The organism is Leeuwenhoekiella polynyae (assembly GCF_004104075.1).
Classification (GTDB): domain Bacteria; phylum Bacteroidota; class Bacteroidia; order Flavobacteriales; family Flavobacteriaceae; genus Leeuwenhoekiella; species Leeuwenhoekiella polynyae.
Genome location: NZ_QOVK01000003.1, coordinates 94,073 through 118,245 on the forward strand (window position 1 = coordinate 94,073; position 24,173 = coordinate 118,245).

Consider the following 24,173-nt stretch of genomic DNA (forward strand, 5'->3'; position numbering starts at 1 on the left):
GCTATAAAAGGTTTTCTATTTCAGAATTAAAGCGTTCTAAATTATAGTTTCTGGACCAAATTGACGCTTCTGCAGCCATAGTTTTAAGCTTCGTTTTATCAAGCAAATGCTCCTGAAGTTTTTTAACATCGCTGTCTAAGTCCATTTGTAAAAGCACTCCGCGTTTTCCGGAATCCAGCATCCACGGCACGCATGAAACCGGAGTAGCGATAGGAATCGCACCCCACCACATGGCTTCAGCCACCACTTTTGGCCAGCCTTCACTTTTTGAGGGAAGCATCAAAAAATGACTCTTTTTGTAGGCTTCCATTACTGCTTCCGAAGGCTGATTCCCGTGCAAAAATAACTGGTGCTCCACCTTTAATTCCTTAGCCTTTTTATTTAAATGTTCACGCTCTGGGCCTTCCCCATACACGTGCAATTCTGAAGGAAAGCCTCGTTCAATTAATTCGGCTAGCAATTCTAAAGCATATACGGGTTGCTTACCGGATGAAAGGCTGCCTACAAAAAGAAAACGCAAGGGTAAATCGTACTTGCGCCTGGGGATTTCCGTCTTATCATTTTCACTATATGTGGCCGTAAAAAAAGCCTTGACATTCTTACTCTGCTCAGGCCAGTCGCCATAGACGAGGACCTGCATATTTTTGGTCAAAAAGGTATTGCTTAGTATCCATTTTTGAAAGCGATAGCTTCTGGGCTGTTTCGCTCGGGGTTTCCAGTTGCCGGCAAATTTTGCAGTTTTGGGTTTATGCGGAAAAAAAATCTGAACCAATGCACCCAGCAAGCCCACGTTTCCGGGACAACGCAAATGGATGTGATCAGCCTCTTGCATCGTTTTATAAATAATTTTTAAAACTGAAGGAAGCAGCCTCAGCGTTTTGAAAACAGATTTTAAACTGAGGATATCAAAATCCGGTAACGATTTAAATTGAAGATTCTTCGTGCTATAAGGCAAGTCAATTGCACCCGGTTTTTCTGAACTAAAAGTACCCACCATCAGAACTTCATCTACGTGCTGAAACCAAAGATTCATCTCCCGCACATAAGGCGCATAAGAATAATAATCGCCGTTCTTCTTAAAATGCTTGATATGGGTGATTACTGCAAATTTCACCCGTATTTAGGCTTGTTAAATAGTAAACTCCACCAACCCACGACCCTGCCGGTTGCTTCGTTAAACGCTCCTTTTTTGTCAGAAGCTGTCAGCACATTGCTATACCGGATCAAGGTTAGCACCAATGCTGTTGCATTCCATTTAAAACGGGCTATAAGACTGGGTTTGGGATATTTTACTCGCCATACGTACCAACCATTGCGGATGACCATTTTACCGTATTTGTAGAGATTGGGTCTTCCAGCAGGGTCATGATGATGCTCCAGACGAGCTGCAGTACATAACACGTTTTTCCCATAGTTTAGAGCACGCAGGCAATAGTCTGCGTCTTCATAAAGTCCGTATCCATCAAAATAAAGGCTAAATTTTTCGGCATCAATCACCTTGCGGCGAAAATTCATAGACATCCCAATTAATAAATCAACCTCATAATTTTTCCCAGTTAACGGATAGCCATAGGTTCTGCCATGTGAAAAATCCGGCATAATTCCCGGAAGATCTGGGGATTGTAAACCCAGTTTATTCCGCAGATAAAAACGCTGAGACTCCTTGCGCTCAAAGCCCTCCAACACATAGATTTTGTCCGTAGAAGTTTTGCGCTCGCTGGGTTTCCAGAGATTTTCATTAGTTGCCGCACCTCCTACACCCACAATATTAGGATCAGAATCAAATGCATCAAGAACCGCAGCAAAGTAACCGGGTTCTAAAACCACATCATCATCTAAAAAGCAAACGATCTTAGCTTTAGGATTTAATTTTTCAATACCAAAATTCCGCTGGCGGGTAAGCCCACGGTCTGCATCCTGCACTTGAAAATACCTGAGATTTTTAAGGTTTTGCCGCGAAAGGCTTTCGCGGGTTTTATTGTCCCGTGATCCGTCAATGATCAAAATCTCGTCCGGATAAATATGTTGCGTAGCCACTGAAGCTAAAAGTCTGTTTAATGATTCGGCACGCTGGTAGGTGCAAACTAAAAGTGAAAAAGGCGCGGAGACTAAACTATTCATATCGCTCTCCCCTCTGAATCAGACGCATTGCGTACCACTGAGATAAATTGTATTGCTTGAACTTTTTAAAAATACTAAACGCACGTTTAAGCATCTGCGATCTCTTAGCAAAATATAGCAAAAAGTATTTATATTTATATTCTTTCAGCTGCCTGGATGTAAAGTGTTTCATATTATAGTACATAATTGTAGGACTTGGCACAGGTTTTAGCCCCTTTACTGGCATCCCTAATTCCCAAGGTTTTTGTACTCTATTTTCATTGCTCCAAAAACGATAACCTCCTGCCGGTGGTTTTAAATGTAGGTTTACAGAAAAAGGATTGTACATTAGTACAGCTCCAGATTTTAAAAGCCGTAGGCCAAAATCGCTGTCTTCTCCATAGCCTCCATCAAAATTGATATCATTACCTCTTACTTTATTAATCCAATTGGTCCTCACACAACTATTTGCATTACTGAACTGGTGAGCAACTCCAGATTTCTGTTCTGAAAGGCCGTTTTCTAATAAATAGCTTTGTAAGTCACTTAAATCATTAGTATAGTGCGTTGCTCGAATATCCCTACCATTACATCCATCTGCATTATATGTTATTAAGAATCTAAGATGATTTTCAACAAAATCAGGAGGGATACGAATATCATCATCTCCAAAAATCACATAGTCTCCGTCACAATGCTGAAGTGCTTCATTTCTTGCCATGCAACTACCTTCAGAAATTTGCCAAATCACTAGAAAATTAAATGGTAATTCTAAATCATATAAAGATTCATCTCTATATTCTAAAGGTGTTGCGTCAACAACGATTACTTTTTTTGGTAAATAAGATTGGCAACTATAATCTTCAAGTAAACGCTTAGTATATTCTTGGCGAAACATTGTAGGAATAACCACGCATACATCCAAATCATCATCGATAGGATTTAAAGTTTTAAGTGGTAAAAAGCGTTTATTTTGAAAACTATTATTTCTTTTGACCCTAAAAAAGTTCCTAAATTCGTTGGGCCAATTCAATAATGGTTGTCGTATAAGCATATACTTGCTGTGAACCACATTAAAATGTTTTCGATAGAAAAGGTATCTATCATATGTAGAAACATTTACAGTATTCTCATTTTTCGGAAACAGATGTGATATATATAATGGCACACCCCCTAACTCTCTAAGCAAACAATATCCTATTTCTATACCTTTAATGAAATCACCCTGATATTCATTATCAAATCCTCCTATTAGATTCCAAGCCGATGCCCGAACAACAAACTCATTTGGGTTTACACGCCAGCTAATACATCTAGGTAAACTGTCGAAATCATTGATAAACCACCAAAAGGTGGCTGTTTGATAAACCAGCTCTGGAAAAGCATTCCTGAAACCCTGATCTAGACTTGAATGCCATAAGTGACCAGGGCCATCTGACAGATTATCAAGCATTTCTAAATTTGGATTACCTCTATAAAGTAATAACTCCCCTTTTTTAGTGATATATTCTCGCACTTGTTTAGCTTTAGGTTTTGAATATAAAAATCAAGCTTTTACTACATCTTTGTAAAACCCAAGATTCTGCTTAACCACAGTCTGGGTTGAAAATTTATCAATAACCTGATTACGGGCATTGACGCCCATTTGTTTTCTCAATGCTTCCGCATCGAGTAATTTTAGAACAGCATCGGCGTAATTTTCATGATTTTTGGGATCTACTGTATATCCGGTTTCGCCATCAATCATCACCTCATTTGCCCAACCGATATCAGAAGTTACCAAAGCTTTTTCCATCGCCATTGCTTCGATCCAGGTCATCGGAAGAGCCTCTGCAAAACTGGGCAATACGACTACGGCAGCTTTGGCAATTTCTTCCTGTACCGCATCATAAGCCAATAACCCTTTAAACTCTATATATCTATGAAACTCAGGCCTGACACTTTCGATAAAAAGTTCCTGAGTAGATCTGCCTGTAAATACGTCGTTGACATTATTACCGGCAAGAATAAGTCGTGCATCAGGATTCTGTTCAAAAATGAGATTACAGATTTTTGGGAGTTCCAAAACTCCTTTTTTACGGATTACGCTTCCATAATACAAAATACGATTCGGAATTTCAGATGCCTCAAGGGGTCTAAACCGTTCCACATCAATCGAGTTGGGTATAACCTGAATGTCTTTAATCAAATTAAAAATCTCTTTGGTCAACTTAGCCGCATAGGCACTTACTGAGAGTATATGATCAGCATTTTTTAGGGCCCGACGTTCAAACCACCGATTTTTAGGTTTTTGCTTTCGGTTCTCCAAATAACAAAAATAGCCGTCGCTTCCGTGTAATCTAATAATCAATGGACATTTAATATGCATCAATGCAATGATCCCAGTCCAATCTGGTGCCTCAAGCAGATCAATTTTATGCAGTAAGATCGCCCGGTTGATGTAACGCTGCAAAAACTTGCGGTGCAAATACCAGCCGGCAAATTTATACTTCCGCTTTGCGATGCTGTGAATTTGAACACCCTGATCTTCAAATTCCCTATCCTGTGCCTGACTGTACACAAAAACGGTTACGGTTTCCCCGGCCTGCACGAGACTTGCAGCCAGATTTTTAATACTGGTCCCAAGACCTCCGCTGCGATTAAAATCGGGGTGAGGATATTCAGGAGTTAAAAAAGCAATATGCATCAGTCCAGTAAATTTATATGTTCTGCGACCATACGGTCTAGAGAATATTCGTTTTCAATTAAAATCGAAGTGTCTTCAGTTATTTTGAGATCCCCGGCTACAATATCAGTTAAAATCAAAGAAAGCTTCATTTTATCTTTAGCTGAAAACAAAAATCCATTCACACCATCCCTAATAATCTCAGGATTGCCGCCAACAGTTGTGGTGATCACAGGAACATTTGCCGATAGACTTTCAAGAATTGAAAGACTGAAGCATTCCATATACGTAGGTTGAATCAGATACTCATAATCGGCTAGAATCTTCGGAATCTCTGAAGAGCTGCCTTTAAAAGTCAATAAATGATTAACCGCTTTGTCTTTGGCCTGCTGTTTAAGACCTTCTTCCAGCGGACCTTCACCGTAAACCGTTATTTCTAACTTATTTTGCAACTCAGGCTTTAGCATCGACAAGGCATCGATTAAATCCTGCAGTCCTTTAGATTCTCTCAGATGGGAAACCACGACAAACTGAACTTTGTCTTCCGGTTTCAGGTCGTGACTTTCTCTCTTTTTAAAGACAGAAGTATCAATCCCGTTGTAAATCACCCCGGTTTTGCGAGCCACTACTTTGCCCAGATCCTTTACAATATGCCGGGCCGTATAGCTACTCACCCCGACAAATCGATCGATAGCCTTATGATTTAAATAACCTTTAAGTCTATTTTTGAGCTGCTTTTTAATGGGAAAACCATTTAAAGGGCGCGGATTGTGATCTACTGCGATTACTGTTTTGATCATTCCAGCCTGTTTGGCTTTTTTATAAAATGGTGTGCAGAGTTCGGTGAAATGCGTAACCAGTGCGGTATATAGCTTGCCCTTTTCTTTAAGGTGTTTTAGAAAAAAAGCTTCAACACTCGAGTTTCCTTCCGCCGAAAACACATTAACATCCGTATAAAAATCCAACTCGTGCACATCCGGAAAAAACCAGTCAACGGCATATCCCTTAGCCTTTGCAGCCCGATCATAGGCTACAAAAAAACGATCCATCCCACCAATACGATCCGGACGTAATACATAATTACAAACTACCGCTAGCCTTTTGGTACTCATAAAATCGCTTTTAATGCTTCAACACAAGCCCTGGTTGTTTTTTCTAGGGGTTTACCCACTTGCATTGCGATAAGTTTTTTTCGGTTTTCCAGATCAAGTTCAGGATTTTCCAGGTAGGCGTTTACCGCGTTAAAAAGTTCGTCTTCGTTCTTTGCAATCTTCACCGCACCACTCTTAACCACATTGTCATAATGCTCATACTGCAAAAACCGTTGATCGTTGTAGAGTCCGTTATTCCCATTCCCAAAGGCCGTGTTGACAACCGGCTTCTCAAACAACATAAAATCAAGGCTCATAGTAGATAACATATTGACGTTGAGATCGCAAAATTTAAGAATTGCTTTAAGCATACTCAGATCCTCAAGATTAGGTACGCGTTGCGACCATGGCTCAGGGTGCCCCTCACGGGTAAGTTCCCATTTGGGGTGATTCCATTTGATTTCCGAATACTTCGCTTTAGTTTCTGCAAAGCGGCTCTCGTCTTCCGCAGGCGAGGTACGTACCAGGAGTTGGCAGGGTTCAATCGCTCCGTTGCGAATACCCTCGGCCAGGGTTGCGATCACCAAAGGATCGTTTGGTCCTATGGTTGCGTCGGCACAGCTGTAACACAGGATTTTTTTTTCGGAATTTAGGCCAAAAGTTGCATAAAACTCAGCCCTTGGAATGTCAAATTGAGGTAATACATAGGGTTCAAATTGCGGCGTACCTACTATGGAAACGGCTTCGGGTTTTGTAAAGGGATAAAACCGAAGCAACTCGTTTTTCATCAATTCACTCCAAACTAAAAAATAGTCAAAGCTTGCCGCCATCCTGCCCTTCGAGGCCAAATTATCCCACGAAAAGATAAAGGATGCAGTGGGTATTTTTAATTTTTTCGCCCAAAAAACCAACGTAGCAATAAATGGGGGACGCTGATGGGTAAAAAACAATAAATCGGGTTGGTGTTCCTGCACTAATTGCCCGTATTGTTTTACGACAGCATCATCAGCAAAGCTTTGTTCCTGAAAGTTCTCATACTTAAGAATGTTCTTTTCACTATGAAAAACCGAACTGACCGCATAAACTGCACGAACTAGCAGACCGTGCGGACTCCAGCTTTTAGCCTTATTCATCTCGTAATTATCTGCGATTCCCGGGTTGGTTTTATGCTTTTGAAGGTGCGCGACTTCTTTGAGTTTACGCCAGAACCAATTCTTCTTAGTCTCGGTAAAAACCGGAAGTTCAACAATCGTGAATTTCGCTGCATCCAGCTCAGGAAAAGCAGTATTGGGAAGTCCGGAAAAGATGACTATTTTATGAAAAGAGCGTGCCGCCTCATCAAGAAATGTACTTAATACGAAGTTGCGAAAACCAACACCATCTGTAATGACAATTCCTAGAGTTTTTGGGGATTCAGAATTCAAAATTGAAGATTTGGAGATTGGGGTTATTGAAAATGTAATTCTGCTTTTGTATTTTTATTTTTCAGGCTAAAGATCCCGGAATTGTTTCTGATGATCAATTTGCCAAAATGTTTTGGTTCTTAATGTTTCCAGAAATCCGCAGGCGGCTGTTTTAGCCGATTTTTTGCCTTTTGGTTTTACGTTTACTGCTTTCGCGGAAGCAATACCGGCGGAAATAGCTGCTTTTGTATTATCTACGTGAATGATGCTATCTGTTTTTAAATCGCGGTTTTCCTGGCGTCTGCCAACATTAACAGTGGGTATCCCTAAATAGGGTGCCTCGTGAATCCCAGCACTACTGTTTCCTATCAAAAAATCTGCGTTTTTGAGCAAGGTAATAAAATATTCAAACCGCAAGGACGGAAAAAGCCTGAATCTGGGATGGCCTTCAAATTGCTGATAAGCCTCTAAAATTGCCGAGGACCCGAGGTCATTATTGGGATAAATCACAATATAATCCTGATCATCTTCCAAAAGGGCTTCTGCAAAATCAGCTGCGTGAGCCGCTGTTTCCTGATGCGCGGTGGTCACCGAATGAAATAAGACTACTGCATAATTTTTAAAAGGAATATCGTAGTAGTCTTTTGCAGTTTTTAAAGGCGGAAGGCTATCACTAAATAAAACATCCAAATCAGCCGAGCCGATATTGAAAATACTGCTATCGAGTTCACCCATTTGCACCAGGCGTTTAGCTGCTGTTTCGTGAGAGACAAAATGAATGTGACTCAATTTACTAACCGAATGCCGAATGAGTTCGTCAACGGTCCCCGAAAGTTCGCCTCCTTCAATATGACCCACCAAAATATTATTTAAAGAACCCACAATCGCCCCTGCCAGGGCTTCAACCCGGTCGCCGTGAACGATAATCAAGTCCGGTTGAACAGTCTTTACATAGGTAGAAAAACCTTCAATGGTTTTAGCCAGGGTCAGATCCATCGTTGCCTCAGAGGTATGATTGGGAAAGCGATAAATATTTTGAAAACCGGCCTTTTCGATCTCAATAACGGTAAGACCATATTGCTCCAGCAAGTGCATGCCTGTAGCAAAAATACCATAATCAAAATCTGATGCATCGTTTAACGCTTGTATGAGGGATTTCAGTTTCCCAAAATCTGCCCGCGTACCGCTGAGGAAGGCTATTTTTCTCAAAGCAATTTTGATTTTACAAAGAACTTTTCCGGAAAGAAACGGTAGTTAGCGTAAGGCTCATTCAGCATTTCGACTTCCAAATTTGGATTAAAAATCACAGAACAACCACTTAAAATAGAGGCTGTTTTAATTAGTTTATTACACTCAGAAAGAATTAGACAATCAATTAAAGCCTCCCGATTGATTTCCCTTAGATTCTTTGAAGTTATATGAATTGGCTTCCCATTTTTAGATCGGTTAACCGAACGGGTTAGGATATACTCGTTTCCAAAATGAGCGGTCATATAATCGATAAAATTATAATCATCACTAGCTAAAAAAAATTGAGTGTTCTCAGAGTCATTTAATAATTTGGTATGCATAATCTCTTTTACCTGCTCATATGATACCGCAGGAGCTTCGCTTGTCTTGTCTGTACCCCTGTAATGCACTCCGATAATACGGTTCGTTTTAAAATGATCTGTAATATAGTTTTGCACAAATTCAATTACACCCGTATCGATTTCTAAATACTTTTTGACTAAATAATTAGCTCGATCCAAATTTAGACGTGAATTGTAATCCCAGGTTCTGGACAAACCTAAATCCTTAAAAGAGCGCATCGCAGCATAGCGCAGAAAAAAAAGTTTTTCACCCCCCTTTTTTAACTGTATTAATTCCGAAAAGCTCTTTGATCCTATTCTTTTGGAAGGGTTGGTTACGATCACATAAGGCTGAATCCCTTCAATATCACAATATTCAAGAATCTCAAGCAACCAAATAAAATTTGCACCAAATCCCATTTTAGAAAAAACCTCAACAGCAAACACCCCTTTAGATTTGCTTTCTAAAATGATTCTTTTATTGCGCTCTAGGCGAAGGTTAAAATAATAATCCATTCCTCGTTGATATGCAGAGTTTAGGAATAATTTTATGGAACTCATTGAATATCGCTCGCTCTCAATTGTTCATCTTCAGCAATTGCGCGTGTTGCTTTTTTCCCAAGAATATCTTCAAAATGTTCGGCCAATATCTCACCGGTTCCCGGCCGTTTTACCCATATGTTTTTTTCCGTAAAGACTTCTCCCTTTTCGATCGGAGCGATGGTACAAAGGGTTGCGAATGCAAAATCAATAGTTACCTGTTCTTCCTCTGCGGGAGCTTTTTCGCCCCCGCGCATCTGCCAGATTTCATTACTGGATTTTATGAGTTCGCTGCAGGCTTTCTCGTCCATACTGCAAACAATATCCGGCCCTGTGCGCCGCATATGATCTGTAAAATGACGTTCTAAAATGGAGGCGCCTAAAGCAATTGCACCCAGACAGGCATTGTTATTCAACGTATGATCTGATAAACCAAAAGGTACATCGGGAAATGCCTCGTGCACTTGAGTCATTGCACCGAGTCGGACTAAATGCGTAGGCGTAGGATATAAATTGGTAGTATGCAGCAAAGCGAAAGGTGTACCGGCGTCTTTAAAAATTTGAACTGCTTTAGAAATACTTTCAATGGTATTCATCCCTGTACTAAGGATAACCGGTTTGCCAAAGGCTGCAATGTGTTTTAGCAAGGGATAATTATTGCATTCTCCCGAACCGATTTTATAGGCCGCAACATTCATAGTCTGAAGCCGGTTTGCTGCAGCGCGGGAAAAAGGTGTGGAGATGAAAATCATTCCTTTTTCTTCCACATAGTTTTTTAAGGCAATTTCATCAACTTCATCAAGCGCGCAACGTTTCATAATCTCGTAGATAGAAATAGCTGCATTCCCGGGTATTACTTTTTTAGCAGCACCACTCATTTCATCTTCAACAATGTGTGTCTGGTGTTTGACGACCTCAACGCCGGCCCGATAAGCTGCATCAACCATCTCCTTAGCCACTTGAAGCGAACCTTCGTGATTGATGCCTATTTCGGCTATGACAAGTGGCGGATAATCCCGTCCTATTTTACGACTTTCGATTTGGATGTATGGGTTCAAGGTTTTGAATTTTTTAAGCAAAACTGATATGACTTTCAATTCAAAATTTATCAGGCCTTTTGATCAAAAGTTTTAAATGAATAATCAGTTTCTTGACTGTATAATATAAATCTGAAAATAGATTACTGAAAATTTTTAGACAAGATCCCAAAAACGACTTTATAGCATATTTGAGACTTATATCTTTATGCCAGAGTTGATAGGCTCCGATGAGTTCATTCTTATAACGAAAAAACTGCTGTTTCTTGGTGCGTTTAATATCATAACAAAAGATAGCAGGAGCTAGAACAATGTCATACCCGGCTTTCAAAACACGTACTGACCATTCCTTATCTTCAAATGTTGTAATATCAGACTTGAATTTATGTTTCTGCCAAACCTTTTTATTAAAAGCTGAACCACAAAATATAAGTCCTGATTTATTAGGATCTTTTTGGGAACTTACTCCATCAATATAATTGACGTAATCATTAGGATTATGAATACAGCGAACTCCAGCCAGATTTTGATTTTTCTCAAATTCAAGACTAATTAATGTAAAAAAATCGTGACTAACAGGATAAGCGTGTGCACTAAAAATAACAACAATAGGGAAGTTTGCCAGTTGTGCAGCTGTGTTCGCGCTTCCCCCGTAGCTAAACTTTTCAATAGTTTCAAATCGTACCTGGTATTTTTGAGCTATCTCACTACTCAAGTCTATAGAACAATTGTCTAATACTATTATCTCATTGATTTGATCAGAGTACCGTGAAGTAAGGTTTTTCAAAAGAAACTCGAGAGCCTGACTTTGATTTTTGTTACGGATAACTACGGAAATATCCAAGTGATTCTACTGCTTTTAGTTTAAGAAAAATTAAGGGGTATCTCTGTAATTATTATAGAAAAATTCAGCCTTTAGAAAATCAGCTTCCGTATCAATATCGATTTCCGCAAAAGGATGATCAATAAGTAATGGATAGTTGTTTTTCCCGAGAAGTTTACCCTGATTTAATATTTCAGTTTTGAAAATATAAAGCAAACCGTTCTCATAATATAACGGCTCCAAATCCTGACTACGCTGACCCATTTTATAATTGTAAGGTATAAATCGACCATCAGAAATAGTTCCCAGTTTATGTTTATTTCGGGAAACGGTCATTAGACTATCACAATCCCCCCATTCAAAAATCGCGATGGCTTCTTTAAGAAGACCTTTTGGTCTCAAAGGATTTGTAGGCTGTAACAAAATAACCGCATCGTATTTTTTTTGCAGTTGATCTACTGCGTGTTGCAAAGCTGTAATTACTGGCTCTTGGTGACCTGATAATGCATCGGGTCTGTTAATAACCTTAATGCCATTTTGATTAGCAAAGTCTAAAATAGCAGTATCGTTTGAGGTAATTATAACATCCTTAAAACCATTTTCTAAAGCATAAGTAATGCTATGCCCCACAAGTGGCTTTTCTCCCAATCGTCGCATATTTTTTCCAGGAAGTCTTTCCGAACCGGCTCGTGCTGGGATTAGAACTATATAGTTTTTGACAAATTTCAGATTTTAATCTTTTTCAGGATAGTTATTATTTATAAGAAAATTAGATTTCTCTGTATTAGCTCCTTTATAAATAAAAATCATGTTATGGTAAAAGTGCATACTGAGAATGTTTAAATCAAAATAGGATGGTTCTGATTTTGGATCTATGAATTCGGCGTAATTTAATCCATCTACTAATGATTTGAAATAGGTCATAATCGTAACTTCAGACGTATTTCGATCCAGGCAACCTCCAAATTTTGGCCAATAAGATGTTTGTACATCTTCGATAACATATATTCCTCCAGGATTCAGCTTTTCAAACAAAAAATTAAATGTCTCTATTACGTGCTCGTTTAGATGGCTTCCATCATCGATAATAATGTCTAAACTGCCTATTTCTTTGAGCATTCTATTTAAAAAAACAAAGTCAACCTGACTACCTTGATAAATTTTTATTCTCTTTTCCTCCAGATTGCTTTTATCATAAATATCAAGACCAAAAATACTCGCGTGCCGAAAGTATCTCTTCCACATCCTTAAAGACTCTCCTCCTTTATTGGGATTATTATACCCCCCTACTCCTATTTCTAAAAGTTTTAAATTTTCACTTCGAAATTTATGAAAATGCTGAGAGTAATGCTTAGTGTAGAAATGAGTTCCAAATTTGTCTGTCCCATAATATGAACCCAATCTGTCAAGATTTTTACTATTGAGATTAATTCTTAAAGAATTGTAATAAGACTTTACTTTGTATCTCCAAGCTTTGGGAATTTGAGTTTTAATTTTTTTTGGTACCATCGTTTTAAATTCTTGGTGCAGGTAGATCTCTCATTTTTTGCAATGTATCTAATTTTAAAACCTTCCTATATTTGGGTAATTCGAAAACAAAGAGGGTCGTGGCGATCCCTGCTTGAAAAAAATTAAAAAAAAATGTTCTATTCAATACAGCATATTTAGTGAAATTATGATGATAAAGTCTCCCTAGTTTATACAACCAGAAGCGAAAAGGATAATAGACCAAATAAAATTTTGAAGAATTTATCAATTGATTTTTAAATCGATATTGATTATGACCTTGTTTCTTTCTCGTTGAAAGGTTAACCCTATGTAAAACAACCAGATCTGAAGAAAATAAAATATCAAAACCGCAATCAAGCACCTCAACAGAAACACAAGATTCTTCTCCATATATCTTCATCCAGGTAGGGAAGCCATTCGTTTTGAAGTATACCTCTCTTTTAATTGCAAAACCACATCCAATAAATTCGCTACAGAGAAACTCTCCTCTAACTTTATTTTGAACTTCATTGTATACATTTAAGTCTCTTATCTCTCTAAATGCCAAAATCCCAACTTTTGGATTGGATTTAAACAATTTTTGCGCAGTACAAATGAAATCCTTCTCTACAGGATAAGCATCGTCATCAAACCCGAATATAATTGCTCCCTTTGTTCTTTTATATAACTTATTTCTTGCGGGAGAAGCTCCAATTGATTCTTGAAGAATTAACCATTGAAAGTCTGAGAATTTCTCGGCTAATAAATACGAATCATCACAACAACCGTCAAGACATATCAAAACTTCTGCTTGGTTTAAGTCAACGTTGAGATTTATCCACTGAAGTGTTTTATATAGTTCTGATTTTCGGTTTTTTGAAACAATGCATATTGAAGCTTCTAGCATTCTCAATGGTTTATACTTAATATTTGATTTTTTAAATGTTCAGGTTTAAAGTACTCGATTAAATTCGGTTTGTTTAATTTCAATTCAGATCCATTCAACCACATCTTATATAATTCACACAACTTTAAAAAAATTATATTAGCGTCGGACGGGTCTGCGTGAAATGAATAATCAACGCCTAACAGATTTAAAGTCTCGCTTTTTTTCGGTCCTATATGAAGAATAATTTTATCAACTTTAACCAGATTAGGAACTTTCGCTGGTAAAAACGGGCTAATTTCTGATTCAGCTTCCAAAACTAAATTTACTGAAACTAAATTTTCAATTAGTTTGACCACATCGTAATTCATATTTCCTGAATACCTGAATATAGTATTAAACTGTTTGCACAATTCAGTCAAGTAGGGCTCGTGAAAAGTACCCGGTCCAATTAATAAAAGATGCGCATCCTTTTCAGAAAGTTGATAATGTAATACAAATTTCTTCCAGGCCTCAATTAGTTTGTAGGGGTTTCTATGTTCGAGTAAATTACCAGCGTGAAGCACGGTAAATTTGCCTATTATTTTATTCAAGATATCCTCTGGAATAAAATTATCGGTCAAATTCATCTGGTCAATTTGGTGTGGAAAAACCAACCCATCTCGATGAAACCTAATATTATATTGTCCCATCCACTCTCGTAATAGAGCTGAAGGAAAAGAAAAGTATTTCGCCTTCATTGCCATTTCTTGAAAAAAAACTCTTTTCTTTCTGTCACCGGGCTCAACCCACCTATAAGGTCTCGGATAATAGGAAAAAGGGAAGGGGTCATGAATATTAGCAATCCACTTTGAGTGCCATCTATTTTGACTCAAGATTGCATAATGTGAACGGTAACTAGCCCCCTTACTTAGCGTTATCAGCCAGTTAAAATCTTCTGGATTCTCCTTACGTATCGTTCTTGCAATACTTTTAGTATCATTAAAAAAAGTAAAGGAAAAGCCGAATCTTCTTTCGAGAAATTTGGCGATTTCTATTCTAGTATACCTCTGCCAAAGCCGCTGAAATCTGCTTAGCAAAAAATAAAAGCTCCACCTATTCTCATTAATAAGAATACTTTCTGCTTTTTCAAAAAACACCTCTTTATGAGAATAATGATATACTTTCACCGAAAATCCACACTCCAATAATGCACAGATAAAGGCGTAGTTCGCTTTTCCGCCACTACTCAAATTTACGTCGACATCTTCGGCTAGGATCAACAATTTTTTCAACACATTAAAGCTTAAAGATCTTTATAATCAGGGAAAATAGGTATTTGCGAATAATAAACGGAATACTGGAATGTGAGGAAGTGAAAGACGCATTTAAAAAAGAACTTGAGAGTTTATAATCAACCTTAAATACTTCTTGAATTTGATCATTAACCAAAGTGTTTCCCATGTGGTAAGCATAAGTCTCTCTAGTTGAAAGCCTGTAATAGCCCTTTTTATCACTCAAAATGTCAATAAAATCCTCCTCAAGACCATTTTTAAATTTTAATTTAGGAAAACCTGTAGAATTTTTGAATATATCGCTCCTATATGTAGCTACAAAATGACCACAACCAATAATTGCGTCTGAGTCCGATAAATAATATTGGCGTTCTTTCCATGAATACTTCCTATTCCTCCTATCTAATAAGGCTTTATTGCCCATCCCATATAAATACATTTCAGAATCCTGGTCGGAAATAAATTTACCGTACTGTATTTTACCCTTAAAAAAATTATCTATAAACACTGCTGTATTGCAATAAAATGCTAACCCTGCAGAAGGCAAGGGCGCAACAACACCAGCCTTAGGGCATTTTGTGAATATATTAAAAACTCCCTCTTCCCAGCCTTTAAAGAAAAGCACATCAGCATCTGTTATAGTAATAAATGGCTCAGCTGCAGCACGCGCCTCTTGTAATACCGGAAACACCTTTCCCTTATTTTCATTAAATCGAACTATCTTGTCTATAGTGAAACGATTGATATCAATAAAGTCGGAAATTTCACTACAACAATTGTTATCAATAAGTGTAATCGCAGTTCTCAAGGGATTTACAGAGGCGATTAAATGCTTGAGAAATTTCTCAAAAACCTCAAACTGATTGCGATAATAGGCATCTTCAAGATTTGGTATATAAACAGGAACAACGACCCGATGAGTGAAAACCGGCAGCAACTCATTTTTAAACTTTTCAGGATTTACGCCCTTTCTCAAAGTTTAAGAATTTTTGAGAAGTTTAATACTTTGCTCATTTTAATATACATCCAAAGAGCAAAATATTTCGGCTTGAATATATTTTTTACTTGGCTAAAGTATTGGCTAAGTAAGTCGATAAAAAAAATATTATTCCTTCTTACTGCTATTTTCGTATATGACTTTAATATAAAAAATGGTGGCCTACTTTGTTTCAAAACAAGTTTCAGAAATTTCTTCTGAAATAATTTTTCAGATTCACCTTTGAGGTTAGGGTTACTATATAAGTTTGAGGTAATAGCCTGATCATGTTTCCTATACCAACATAAAATCTGCTCAATTAACTGATACTTCAGAGACTCCTTTAAAAATATCCTGAGATAAAATTCCCGTTCCTCTGCGTAAAATAAAAGAGTATCAAAGCGATATTTTTTCAAAACTTCAAACTTCCAAATAGGTCCTAGTGAATTTAAATGTATTTGATTTAGATAAAAAGATCTTAGAAGGTTATCTGTTTTAATCGAGTAGCTAGGATCAAAAGCCTTCTTTAAATTGAACTGGATTTGAGTTACACCCCAAAATTTACGATACATGCATATAGTTATATCCAACTTCGGTTCTTCTATGAATGGTTCTATTTGTAACTCTAATTTTTGCGGATGCATGATATCATCATCATCAAAAAATTGAATAAACTCAGCATTTCTTTTCTCGGCTAAATCCAATCCATAATTCCGCGTAGCAGAAAGGCCTTGGCGATATTCCTTCGGTTTTTTAAAATAATGAAATCGATCGTCTGTTTCTATAAATTCATTAACAACAGCTTCTGTATCATCGGCTGAATTGTCATCTGTTATCAAGCATTCAAAATTATAATAGGTTTGATTTTGAATGGACTTCAAAGTTTCAACAATGAGATGAGCTCGGTTAAAAGTAGCTAAGAGGATAGTTATCTTAGGATGGATTCTAGATTTCACACTATAGATTTTAGCCAACTATTTTGATAAAAAAATTACAATTCTAAATGATGCTAAAAACTTAATAGTCATTCTAATTTATGTCACACATTAACTTAAGACTTTTTCTGTAACTAAATTTTCTTGAGAATAGCACTCTTGGCCATTTAAAAAGAATATATAACTTGTGAATAAACTTCACCTTTTCATAATTTCTTTTCCAAATCTGTCGAACAATCAAATAAAAATTTAATTGAACCTCGTCCCATTCTAGTGCTTTATTAGTCATAATTTTCTCTCTTAAGTCAAAAGAATAAAGCTCAAAGCTTTTTAATATCTGATATACATTATTTAATTCCCCTAAAAAAAGTGACTTTAAAAAAAGTGACAAAGAAGTATTATGTCTGACAAAATTCTTAAATAACTCTTCAACAGCAGTCGTATATTCCTCATTCACTAACAAGTCTGATTTTATTTTAGTTGAAAGACTTTCACCGTGATATCTATACTGATACAAAGATTCATTTATAAAGCCAATCTCAAATTTTTCAGAAACTCGCATCCAATAGTCGTAGTCCTCAATCAAAAAGAGATTTTCGTTGTACTTACCAATCTCTTCAAAAACAACTCTTCTATACATAAAAGATGCACCAATTGCATTGGAAAATATTAAAGAATTAAAATTGTAATTTTTATTATTATGCAATTTCTCTCCCTTATTAGATATAAAATCCTCTTTAGAATAAATAAATTTATAATGCCCTTTATCAAATTCTTTTAAAAACCTTTCAATAAAATTGACTTTTAATTTATTGTCATGAGAAGTCCAAGTTAAAAATTCACCTCTAGCCATGGAAAAACCTTTATTGAGTGTGTAAGGCAATTTTTTATTTTCTGGATTGCTATAAAATTGTATTCTACTATCTATTTCTAAGTATTTTTTTGCTATTTCAGGGCTTTTATCTGTCGAATCATCATCAATAATTATAAGCTCAAAATTAGGATTTGACTGATCTATTACGCTCTCAATGGCCTCATTGAGATGTTTTTGACCATTATACACCGGTAAAACAATAGAAACTCTTGGTATCAAATCAATATTTTATTAAAATTTCAGCGTTCATTAAAGGGTGCTCTAAGTTAATTAATGATATGGTTATCGTTCAAATAAAACCTAAATAACTCTATTTTTAAACCTTACACTCAAATACGAAAAAAACCATCTCGGACTTATCATAAATATTCTCTTCCACAATATTGCGGCTCCAAAATCAATCCTCAATTTTGAATTTTCAACATAGAATTTTAAAAAATTATATTTTTTACGATCAAGAGCTTTACCGAGAGAATGTAATTCGTAAAAGTTATTACAGTCAACTTTTAAAAGCAACTGATACCAGTTCAAAACTAAATGAAGCTCTTTAGTATCTATTGACCTGTAAGGCATTATGGCATTCATTATAATTTCTCTTTTGTAAACCTCGGTGTCATATTTGAAAACCTGAAACATGCGGTACATACTAGGTCTCATACGATCTTTTTGGATTGCCGACCTTATATTTGAAGTTTGGTTATTATGTACTCTGTAGTTTAATAACCTTTTAGACAAATTCATTAGTGGGTAATTTAAAGCAACCCTTGTGAACAGGTCATAGTCCTCTGCAGGTTCCATCGACGAGTCATAGCCATATTTGTTTAAAATATCTCTCCTACCCATTATGGTTGGATGTATTAGAGAGCTCCCAAATAATAAATTGATCTTTATCGCTTCATACGACTCTGGGAAATTAAATTTAAAATTTGCTCCTAATATATTAGCGTCTGTACCACAAATAGCAACTGATGGATTTTTTCTTAGAAAATTTACCTGAAGTTCAAAACGATTTGGCATTGAAATATCATCGGCATCCATTCTTGCTATAAAGTAGCCACGTGCAATGTTCAATCCTTGGTTCAAACTTTCAGTATATCCCGTATTTCTAGGCTTCAAAATTAGTTTAATGCGCTTATCTGTATAAGACTTTATAATATCAACACTAGAATCATTAGAACAGTCATCAATTATAATTAATTCAAAATTTGAATAAGTCTGTGCTAGAATACTATCAATACATTCCTTGATAAATTTTTCGGCGTTAAAAACGGGAAGTAAAACAGATATTAAACTTTCTTGCACCTCTTAATCTCTTTTTCTTATAAAATCATCTAGATCCTTTAGAAGATCAGAGGATACACTTCCATCAAATTTTCGAGCAAAAAAAGCCTCACTTGTAACTAATTTATCATAATCAGTAATATCCAACACGGCTGGATTACTATTATTTCTAGCATTCCAATCAATATGCCTAAGATTATTTTGTACTAATAGATTAGAATCAAAAAAATTACATAAAACTGTTTGAAAATAAATCTCCTCGCTACATAGGGTATACCGAAACCTTTTAAAAATTTTCGGTTTAGAACTCGTAAATCCAATTACAAATTCAGCTGCTTCTCGATTAAGACTCCACCAAGTTGAACCAGCATATATATTACTCATTTCAAAAGGTAGCTTCCTTCTAATACCATATTTTCTTTGTAATTGGAATAACCGATATAAAATTTTCCTTTGATATAAATTTTTATAATCTAAATAATCGTAAAAATTAAAAAATTCATAACGATCTAATCCATTATTCTTCCAACCTGTTAAACTTATATGTTGATAATCAAGAAATGAAGTCCCGCGATTATTCAAAAAGAAAATTTTAAAGCTGTCTATTTTTTTCATTGGATAATCTTGTCCACTTATTAAATGAAAATACCCAATTTTTGAATTTTTCAGCGCTTCTTCAAGTAAATGCATAATAGCCTTCAGGTGATTAAATCCTCCCCAATTAACCTGATACTTTCTACTAATAAGCTTAACATTTTTTGCGTTTAGAGTCTTTTTTAAATTCGCATTTCTAATATTAACCTTTCGGTCAAAATGTATATAGATCTCAAAGTCATCATCAAAGAAATCAATGATTTTTCTTAAGTGTTGCAAATCCTTATATGCAGTGATTAGAATCGCTTGAAGCATTTTAATATTTTCTTAATTTGTCTTGGGTATTTAAGCAGCCTATTACCCCAGCGATAATCAATAGAATTTAGGGATTTAATATATTTCCTTTCTTCAATCTCTATCAGCCTTAGTATAAAAGTTAAAAAATCTTCAAAGTGATTTTTATAATCTTCTTGATGTTTGTTAAAAATATATTGATAGAGTTTGGTCCTTTGTTGATTCGCTTTAGATGTTGTTGAACCTGATCGAATTCTATAGTTTAAAAAAACTTTTGGCAGTATTTCACAATTACCCCCACTTTTCAACAATCTTATGTAAAATTCCCAATCTTCCCAACCTTCACGCATATGCTCATCATATCCCCCTATTAGTTCCCAATCCACTTTTTTAAACAATGCGGTTCCCATTGCACAGTTGTAAAATAGAAAGTCTTTAAATACACCACCGCTTGGTTGATATATATCTATAAGCTTATTCTCAAGTATTCTGTTTGCGAATGAACAAACTAATTTGCATCCTGGTTCCCTAAGTAATGCTAATCCAGGCGTACAAAAATCCCCACTAAAGAAATCATCACTATCCAATACCAAAATATATTCACCTTTGGCCACATTTACACCAGCATTACGAGCCGCAGACTGTCCTAAATTTGGTTGGGTTAAAAGAAGGTCATAATAGCTATTTAACTCCAATATCCTTTTTCTTGATTCTGTACCAGACCCATCGTCAACTACTATGATTTCAATATTTCCACCAAGCTGTTGACGAGCAGAAACTAAACATTGCTCGATGTATTTACCCGTATTATAATAGGGTATAATTATCGATAGCTCAATCACAGGTTAACTCCTAATATATTTTACAACATTATACCCCTTTCCAAATAAGTAACCTGTAACAAGAGCCAAAGGATATACACCTGCCTTAAAAAAAGAATAATATCTAGCAAGGTAAGGAATACTTCTCCAAGTGTATTTGGGCCATTTTTTTGATAGTGTTAGTTTAAAACTCAATTGAATATATCCTGATAGAAACCAACGCTGTAATTCTGCAGTACTTAGATCCTCTACATACTCTAAGGCTGTAAATTTGTTTTCGGCTAATATTTGATCAATATTTCTTTTTAGTGTTGTATTAATCATGTTGGAATCGTGAATCCTTCGATATGTATTAACCTCTGGAAGCAATAGTCCGTTAAGTGTGAGCCCTAAAAGCTTTAGGTTATAATGGTATTCACTTGCATTATCTTCTATGCCTTCCTTAAACCTCAATTTTTCAGCAAGCTCTCTTTTAAGTAATAAATCGTCAGTAATCCAGGCTACTCTATACATAGCAAAATTTATCATATTCAGCTGTGAACTTCTACGATCGAACTCGTAAGGCTTGCCCCTAAATTCATTATTATAAAAGTTTATAGAATCTGACACCACAAAGTCCTTTTCATAGGCAAAAATTGCATTTCTACATAATTCTAAATGATCAGGAGTCATTAAGTCATCACTGTCAAAAAATTTAACAAGGCTTCCTGATGATTTAGAAAAACCGAAATTCCTACAGGAATTAGCACCTTTTATTTTGCTTTTGGGCCGGCGATATAATTTATACTTAGGTTTATCTTTTATAAATTTATTTATAAGGTCAATAGATTGATCTGTTGAGCCATCGTCAACCAGAATACACTCCCATGTAGTATAGGTTTGCTTATTTATTGAATTTAAAGTTTCAATTACATACGACTCCCTATTGTAGACTGGTATTATGATTGAAATCAACTCTTTCATTTAGAAAACCGGCTTGTTTAAAAATGCTTTAAAGTTCGCTTCCCAAATTTTTTTAATTCCTTCGCAGATAAATATTTTAAATGTATTCTTAGTAAGAACAACCACTCTCTATATGTCAATTGGCGGTTACCTCGTATAGTATTTTCTAACCTTCCTTTTAAAAGACTTATTTGATCTTTAGAGTACAGTTTAATATAGTTTGAAAGAAGGAATTTATAAAATAGTATCTTGACGTTAGACTTTCTCAATAAGTTGGTGTTTTGTCCGGTAATACTTTTATCTGAAATCCGAATTACTGCAAAACTATCATTAATAGTGTATATTGGTAACCCCTCAGAAAATTCTAACCATGCACGATCATCACTGCACCAAGCCAGGTCATAATTATAGAATCCAAATTTCATATAAGATGATCGTGTAAAAATATATTCTGAAAGAGAACTCCGTGTGTCATAAATACATTTGCGCCAAAACGCCTCTGTAGATAGCTCCCAGGATGGATGGGTGCAGAATTTAGAAAGTTTTCCAGATTGCTGATAGAGATCATAAGAAGCGAAGCGTACTACATTAGTTTTAACTTCAAATCTTGGTAAATGTTTATACCATTGCTCTATATAGTTGGAGCTGATGTAATCATCATCACCAAGTAACATAATCCAAGTCTCTTGTTTGCTCAGAGCTATACATCGATCCCAGTGCCTCGTCAGACTTGTGTTTCCTAAATTTCTTTCAAATTTATGATATGTAATTTCTAAGAGCTGCTGATACTTGGATAGTATGTGTACTGGTGAATTTTCAGAAGCGTCATCACCTATGTAAACTTTAAAATCAAGACAAGTTTGGTGTGCCAGACTTCTTATCGTCTCCTCAAAAAAATCAATTTTATAATAGGGTATTACAATTGCTAACATTTATTTGGAATGCCTATTCAATATTTTTCTTAGAGATATTAAGTTATTTTTGAAAAAGCAAGCCAATCTATATGTTCTTGAATTTAATACTCCAAAGTATCGATTTTGGAGAACAGTATATTCCTTGGAGATTTCTTGGATATGATTTTTGTATAATTTTAAACTTTTTTCTTTAGAAATCAGTTGCTCAACAATACCAATAGCTTTTATTTTTTCTAAACTCATGAGCCTAAAATTCTTTGTTAGGCTCATATCATGTTGTCTGTAATAAGCAAGAGGTTCATTAATAAAAATTGTTACGATACAAGATTTATATAAAAAGACCCATAAAGACCAGTCTTCTCTTGCCTTCAGTTCAGTTGGAAAACTATAACCAATAAGTACTTTCGATTTAATTAATGCACAGTGAATAGGTATCGAAAACTTTTCACCCCATTCAAATAAAATAGAATCCAAATTAAATTGATGTTCCCCAAGTACACAATATGGATTTTCCAGAGAATTAGTTGCTTCGTTAAAAAGAATGAAGTCTGATATTACAATGTCGACTTGAGGTTTTGAAAATTCTTTTATGGATTTTAAGAACTTTTCTTGATCTAAAAAGTCATCAGAATCTAGAAATTGTATGTATTCTCCTTTGGCTTGAGCCAAACCGGTGTTACGAGCAGAAGACAAACCCTTATTTTCCTGATATATATATTTGAAACGTTTGTCATTTTTAGTCCACTTTTTTGCAACCTCCTCCGTTAGATCTGCTGAACCGTCATTTATTATTATACATTCCCAATTAGAATAAGTTTGGTTTAGTACAGATGTCAGGCATTCTTCTAAAAACTCAGCTTGATTATAACAAGGAACAATGACAGAAATTAGGCCTTCCATATACTCTTAAATTTCTTTATAAATCTTTTGATTAGAAAATTCTTTATCTCCGATCTATTAATAATACCTTCATTATAAAGAAAACCGATAATATCGCCCTTATAATAATTCAAAAGCCTTTCTTTGAAAAAAGGCTTTAAGAGATTTTCTGAATAATTTGATTTATCACCTTTTTCAAGCCAACTTCCACTAAAATGGTGTACGGCATAATTTGGAACTGGATCTAAACAAAAATAGTATGAAGGGTATATTTGTATACCATCTTTTAATTCCTGAAACTCATTTTTTAGAGGATTAACATTGTACTTTTCAATTAAATAGTCCGAGACTATATGCGTATTAGTTCTAAAATCAAGTTTACCAAGATTTTCGTAATAAAGCTTTATATCTCTTGGCCAAATATGTCCTTTTTCAGCACCCCAAACAGCAGTAAACGGGAAACCTATATTTTCAAAACCTGAGAATGCTCTATGATTTAAAAAAATATCAAGCGAAGATTTCAATTCAACGTCAGTATCCAAATAAACACCTCCATATTCAGATAATGCAAAGCTCCTCACATAGTCTGAGAGAAATGCCCATTGCTTGTGTTTGTATGCCTGGCGACTAAATTCACAGATTGATATGTCAAAATTATCCTCATTCCACTCAATGAATTGATATTCTTTGAGATAAAATTTCCAAGTAGAAATACAAAAATTAATAAAATCTGATTTCTCCCCTCCTCCAAACCAACAATAATGAATAATTTTAGGTATCATTCA

The 24,173-nt window shown here is 35.7% G+C and carries 24 protein-coding genes; all 24 read right to left on the bottom strand.

Going from position 1 to position 24,173, the window contains the following annotated elements:
* Position 1 precedes the first annotated feature (1 nt).
* The 24 genes from DSM02_RS05555 to DSM02_RS05670 all read right to left on the bottom strand — a co-directional run bounded on the left by DSM02_RS05555 (position 2) and on the right by DSM02_RS05670 (position 24,170).
* Positions 2–1,114, bottom strand: coding sequence for a glycosyltransferase family 4 protein (locus tag DSM02_RS05555; protein ID WP_128764705.1), 1,113 nt, complete (start codon positions 1,112–1,114; stop codon positions 2–4).
* Positions 1,111–2,121 (bottom strand): glycosyltransferase family 2 protein, encoded by a 1,011-nt coding sequence (locus DSM02_RS05560; RefSeq protein WP_128764706.1) that lies wholly within the window; start codon positions 2,119–2,121, stop codon positions 1,111–1,113. The genes DSM02_RS05555 and DSM02_RS05560 overlap by 4 nt, the downstream gene beginning before the upstream one ends.
* Positions 2,114–3,616 (bottom strand): glycosyltransferase family 2 protein, encoded by a 1,503-nt coding sequence (locus tag DSM02_RS05565; RefSeq protein WP_128764707.1) that lies wholly within the window; start codon positions 3,614–3,616, stop codon positions 2,114–2,116. The genes DSM02_RS05560 and DSM02_RS05565 overlap by 8 nt, the downstream gene beginning before the upstream one ends.
* A 30-nt stretch (positions 3,617–3,646) precedes the next feature.
* Positions 3,647–4,786 (bottom strand): glycosyltransferase family 4 protein, encoded by a 1,140-nt coding sequence (locus tag DSM02_RS05570; RefSeq protein WP_128764708.1) that lies wholly within the window; start codon positions 4,784–4,786, stop codon positions 3,647–3,649.
* On the bottom strand, positions 4,786–5,877 hold the full coding sequence (locus DSM02_RS05575; RefSeq protein ID WP_128764709.1) for a glycosyltransferase family 4 protein: 1,092 nt from the start codon (positions 5,875–5,877) through the stop codon (positions 4,786–4,788). The genes DSM02_RS05570 and DSM02_RS05575 overlap by 1 nt, the downstream gene beginning before the upstream one ends.
* On the bottom strand, positions 5,874–7,280 hold the full coding sequence (locus DSM02_RS05580; protein WP_128764710.1) for a glycosyltransferase family protein: 1,407 nt from the start codon (positions 7,278–7,280) through the stop codon (positions 5,874–5,876). Before DSM02_RS05580 ends, DSM02_RS05575 begins: the two co-directional genes overlap by 4 nt.
* 66 nt (positions 7,281–7,346) lie before the next feature.
* Positions 7,347–8,468 (bottom strand): UDP-N-acetylglucosamine 2-epimerase, encoded by a 1,122-nt coding sequence (gene neuC, locus DSM02_RS05585; protein ID WP_128764711.1) that lies wholly within the window; start codon positions 8,466–8,468, stop codon positions 7,347–7,349.
* Entirely contained in the window at positions 8,465–9,346 is an 882-nt protein-coding gene (locus DSM02_RS05590) for an O-fucosyltransferase family protein (RefSeq protein WP_128764712.1), read from the bottom strand. The genes neuC and DSM02_RS05590 overlap by 4 nt, the downstream gene beginning before the upstream one ends.
* Positions 9,347–9,387: 41 nt before the next feature.
* Positions 9,388–10,428: an N-acetylneuraminate synthase gene (gene neuB / locus DSM02_RS05595; RefSeq protein WP_128764713.1), complete on the bottom strand. Its 1,041-nt coding sequence runs from the start codon at positions 10,426–10,428 to the stop codon at positions 9,388–9,390.
* 40 nt (positions 10,429–10,468) lie between these two features.
* Positions 10,469–11,251 (bottom strand): glycosyltransferase family 2 protein, encoded by a 783-nt coding sequence (locus DSM02_RS05600; RefSeq protein WP_128764714.1) that lies wholly within the window; start codon positions 11,249–11,251, stop codon positions 10,469–10,471.
* A 30-nt stretch (positions 11,252–11,281) separates the two neighbouring features.
* Positions 11,282–11,959 carry an acylneuraminate cytidylyltransferase family protein gene (locus DSM02_RS05605; RefSeq protein ID WP_128764715.1) on the bottom strand — a complete coding sequence of 226 codons (678 nt, stop codon included), beginning with the start codon at positions 11,957–11,959 and terminating at the stop codon, positions 11,282–11,284.
* A gap of 3 nt (positions 11,960–11,962) precedes the next feature.
* Entirely contained in the window at positions 11,963–12,739 is a 777-nt protein-coding gene (locus tag DSM02_RS05610; protein WP_128764716.1) for a class I SAM-dependent methyltransferase, read from the bottom strand.
* 4 nt (positions 12,740–12,743) lie between these two features.
* Complete coding sequence (locus tag DSM02_RS05615) at positions 12,744–13,625, bottom strand: glycosyltransferase family 2 protein (RefSeq protein WP_128764717.1); 882 nt, start codon at positions 13,623–13,625, stop codon at positions 12,744–12,746.
* A gap of 2 nt (positions 13,626–13,627) precedes the next feature.
* Positions 13,628–14,878 carry a glycosyltransferase family 1 protein gene (locus DSM02_RS05620; protein ID WP_128764718.1) on the bottom strand — a complete coding sequence of 417 codons (1,251 nt, stop codon included), beginning with the start codon at positions 14,876–14,878 and terminating at the stop codon, positions 13,628–13,630.
* Between the two features lie 4 nt (positions 14,879–14,882).
* Positions 14,883–15,854, bottom strand: coding sequence for a glycosyltransferase family A protein (locus DSM02_RS05625; protein WP_128764719.1), 972 nt, complete (start codon positions 15,852–15,854; stop codon positions 14,883–14,885).
* Positions 15,851–16,810 carry a glycosyltransferase family 2 protein gene (locus tag DSM02_RS05630; RefSeq protein ID WP_164918239.1) on the bottom strand — a complete coding sequence of 320 codons (960 nt, stop codon included), beginning with the start codon at positions 16,808–16,810 and terminating at the stop codon, positions 15,851–15,853. The genes DSM02_RS05625 and DSM02_RS05630 overlap by 4 nt, the downstream gene beginning before the upstream one ends.
* A gap of 73 nt (positions 16,811–16,883) precedes the next feature.
* Entirely contained in the window at positions 16,884–17,882 is a 999-nt protein-coding gene (locus DSM02_RS05635) for a glycosyltransferase family 2 protein (protein ID WP_164918240.1), read from the bottom strand.
* 81 nt (positions 17,883–17,963) lie between these two features.
* Positions 17,964–18,965 (bottom strand): glycosyltransferase family 2 protein, encoded by a 1,002-nt coding sequence (locus DSM02_RS05640; RefSeq protein WP_128764722.1) that lies wholly within the window; start codon positions 18,963–18,965, stop codon positions 17,964–17,966.
* A 3-nt stretch (positions 18,966–18,968) separates the two neighbouring features.
* Entirely contained in the window at positions 18,969–19,853 is an 885-nt protein-coding gene (locus DSM02_RS05645; protein ID WP_128764723.1) for a beta-1,6-N-acetylglucosaminyltransferase, read from the bottom strand.
* Positions 19,835–20,674 carry a glycosyltransferase family 2 protein gene (locus tag DSM02_RS05650; RefSeq protein ID WP_128764724.1) on the bottom strand — a complete coding sequence of 280 codons (840 nt, stop codon included), beginning with the start codon at positions 20,672–20,674 and terminating at the stop codon, positions 19,835–19,837. The genes DSM02_RS05645 and DSM02_RS05650 overlap by 19 nt, the downstream gene beginning before the upstream one ends.
* A 3-nt stretch (positions 20,675–20,677) precedes the next feature.
* Entirely contained in the window at positions 20,678–21,616 is a 939-nt protein-coding gene (locus tag DSM02_RS05655) for a glycosyltransferase family 2 protein (protein WP_128764725.1), read from the bottom strand.
* 17 nt (positions 21,617–21,633) lie between these two features.
* A complete protein-coding gene (locus DSM02_RS05660; RefSeq protein ID WP_128764726.1) occupies positions 21,634–22,527 on the bottom strand; it encodes a glycosyltransferase family 2 protein in 894 nt (297 codons plus the stop codon).
* Positions 22,528–23,409: a glycosyltransferase family 2 protein gene (locus DSM02_RS05665; RefSeq protein ID WP_128764727.1), complete on the bottom strand. Its 882-nt coding sequence runs from the start codon at positions 23,407–23,409 to the stop codon at positions 22,528–22,530. It lies immediately after the preceding gene.
* Complete coding sequence (locus tag DSM02_RS05670) at positions 23,397–24,170, bottom strand: glycosyltransferase family 32 protein (protein WP_128764728.1); 774 nt, start codon at positions 24,168–24,170, stop codon at positions 23,397–23,399. Before DSM02_RS05670 ends, DSM02_RS05665 begins: the two co-directional genes overlap by 13 nt.
* Between the last annotated feature and the right edge of the window lie 3 nt (positions 24,171–24,173).

Coding starts and splice junctions, on each gene's coding strand:
- DSM02_RS05575 (WP_128764709.1), bottom strand. CDS start 5,877: ATGAGTACCAAAAGGCTAGCGGTAGTTTGTAATTATGTATTACGTCCG.
- DSM02_RS05660 (WP_128764726.1), bottom strand. CDS start 22,527: ATGTTAGCAATTGTAATACCCTATTATAAAATTGATTTTTTTGAGGAG.
- DSM02_RS05655 (WP_128764725.1), bottom strand. CDS start 21,616: ATGAAAGAGTTGATTTCAATCATAATACCAGTCTACAATAGGGAGTCG.
- DSM02_RS05615 (WP_128764717.1), bottom strand. CDS start 13,625: ATGCTAGAAGCTTCAATATGCATTGTTTCAAAAAACCGAAAATCAGAA.
- DSM02_RS05570 (WP_128764708.1), bottom strand. CDS start 4,786: ATGCATATTGCTTTTTTAACTCCTGAATATCCTCACCCCGATTTTAAT.
- DSM02_RS05590 (WP_128764712.1), bottom strand. CDS start 9,346: ATGGATTATTATTTTAACCTTCGCCTAGAGCGCAATAAAAGAATCATT.
- DSM02_RS05670 (WP_128764728.1), bottom strand. CDS start 24,170: ATGATACCTAAAATTATTCATTATTGTTGGTTTGGAGGAGGGGAGAAA.
- DSM02_RS05560 (WP_128764706.1), bottom strand. CDS start 2,121: ATGAATAGTTTAGTCTCCGCGCCTTTTTCACTTTTAGTTTGCACCTAC.
- DSM02_RS05645 (WP_128764723.1), bottom strand. CDS start 19,853: ATGCTTCAAGCGATTCTAATCACTGCATATAAGGATTTGCAACACTTA.
- DSM02_RS05610 (WP_128764716.1), bottom strand. CDS start 12,739: ATGGTACCAAAAAAAATTAAAACTCAAATTCCCAAAGCTTGGAGATAC.
- DSM02_RS05665 (WP_128764727.1), bottom strand. CDS start 23,409: ATGGAAGGCCTAATTTCTGTCATTGTTCCTTGTTATAATCAAGCTGAG.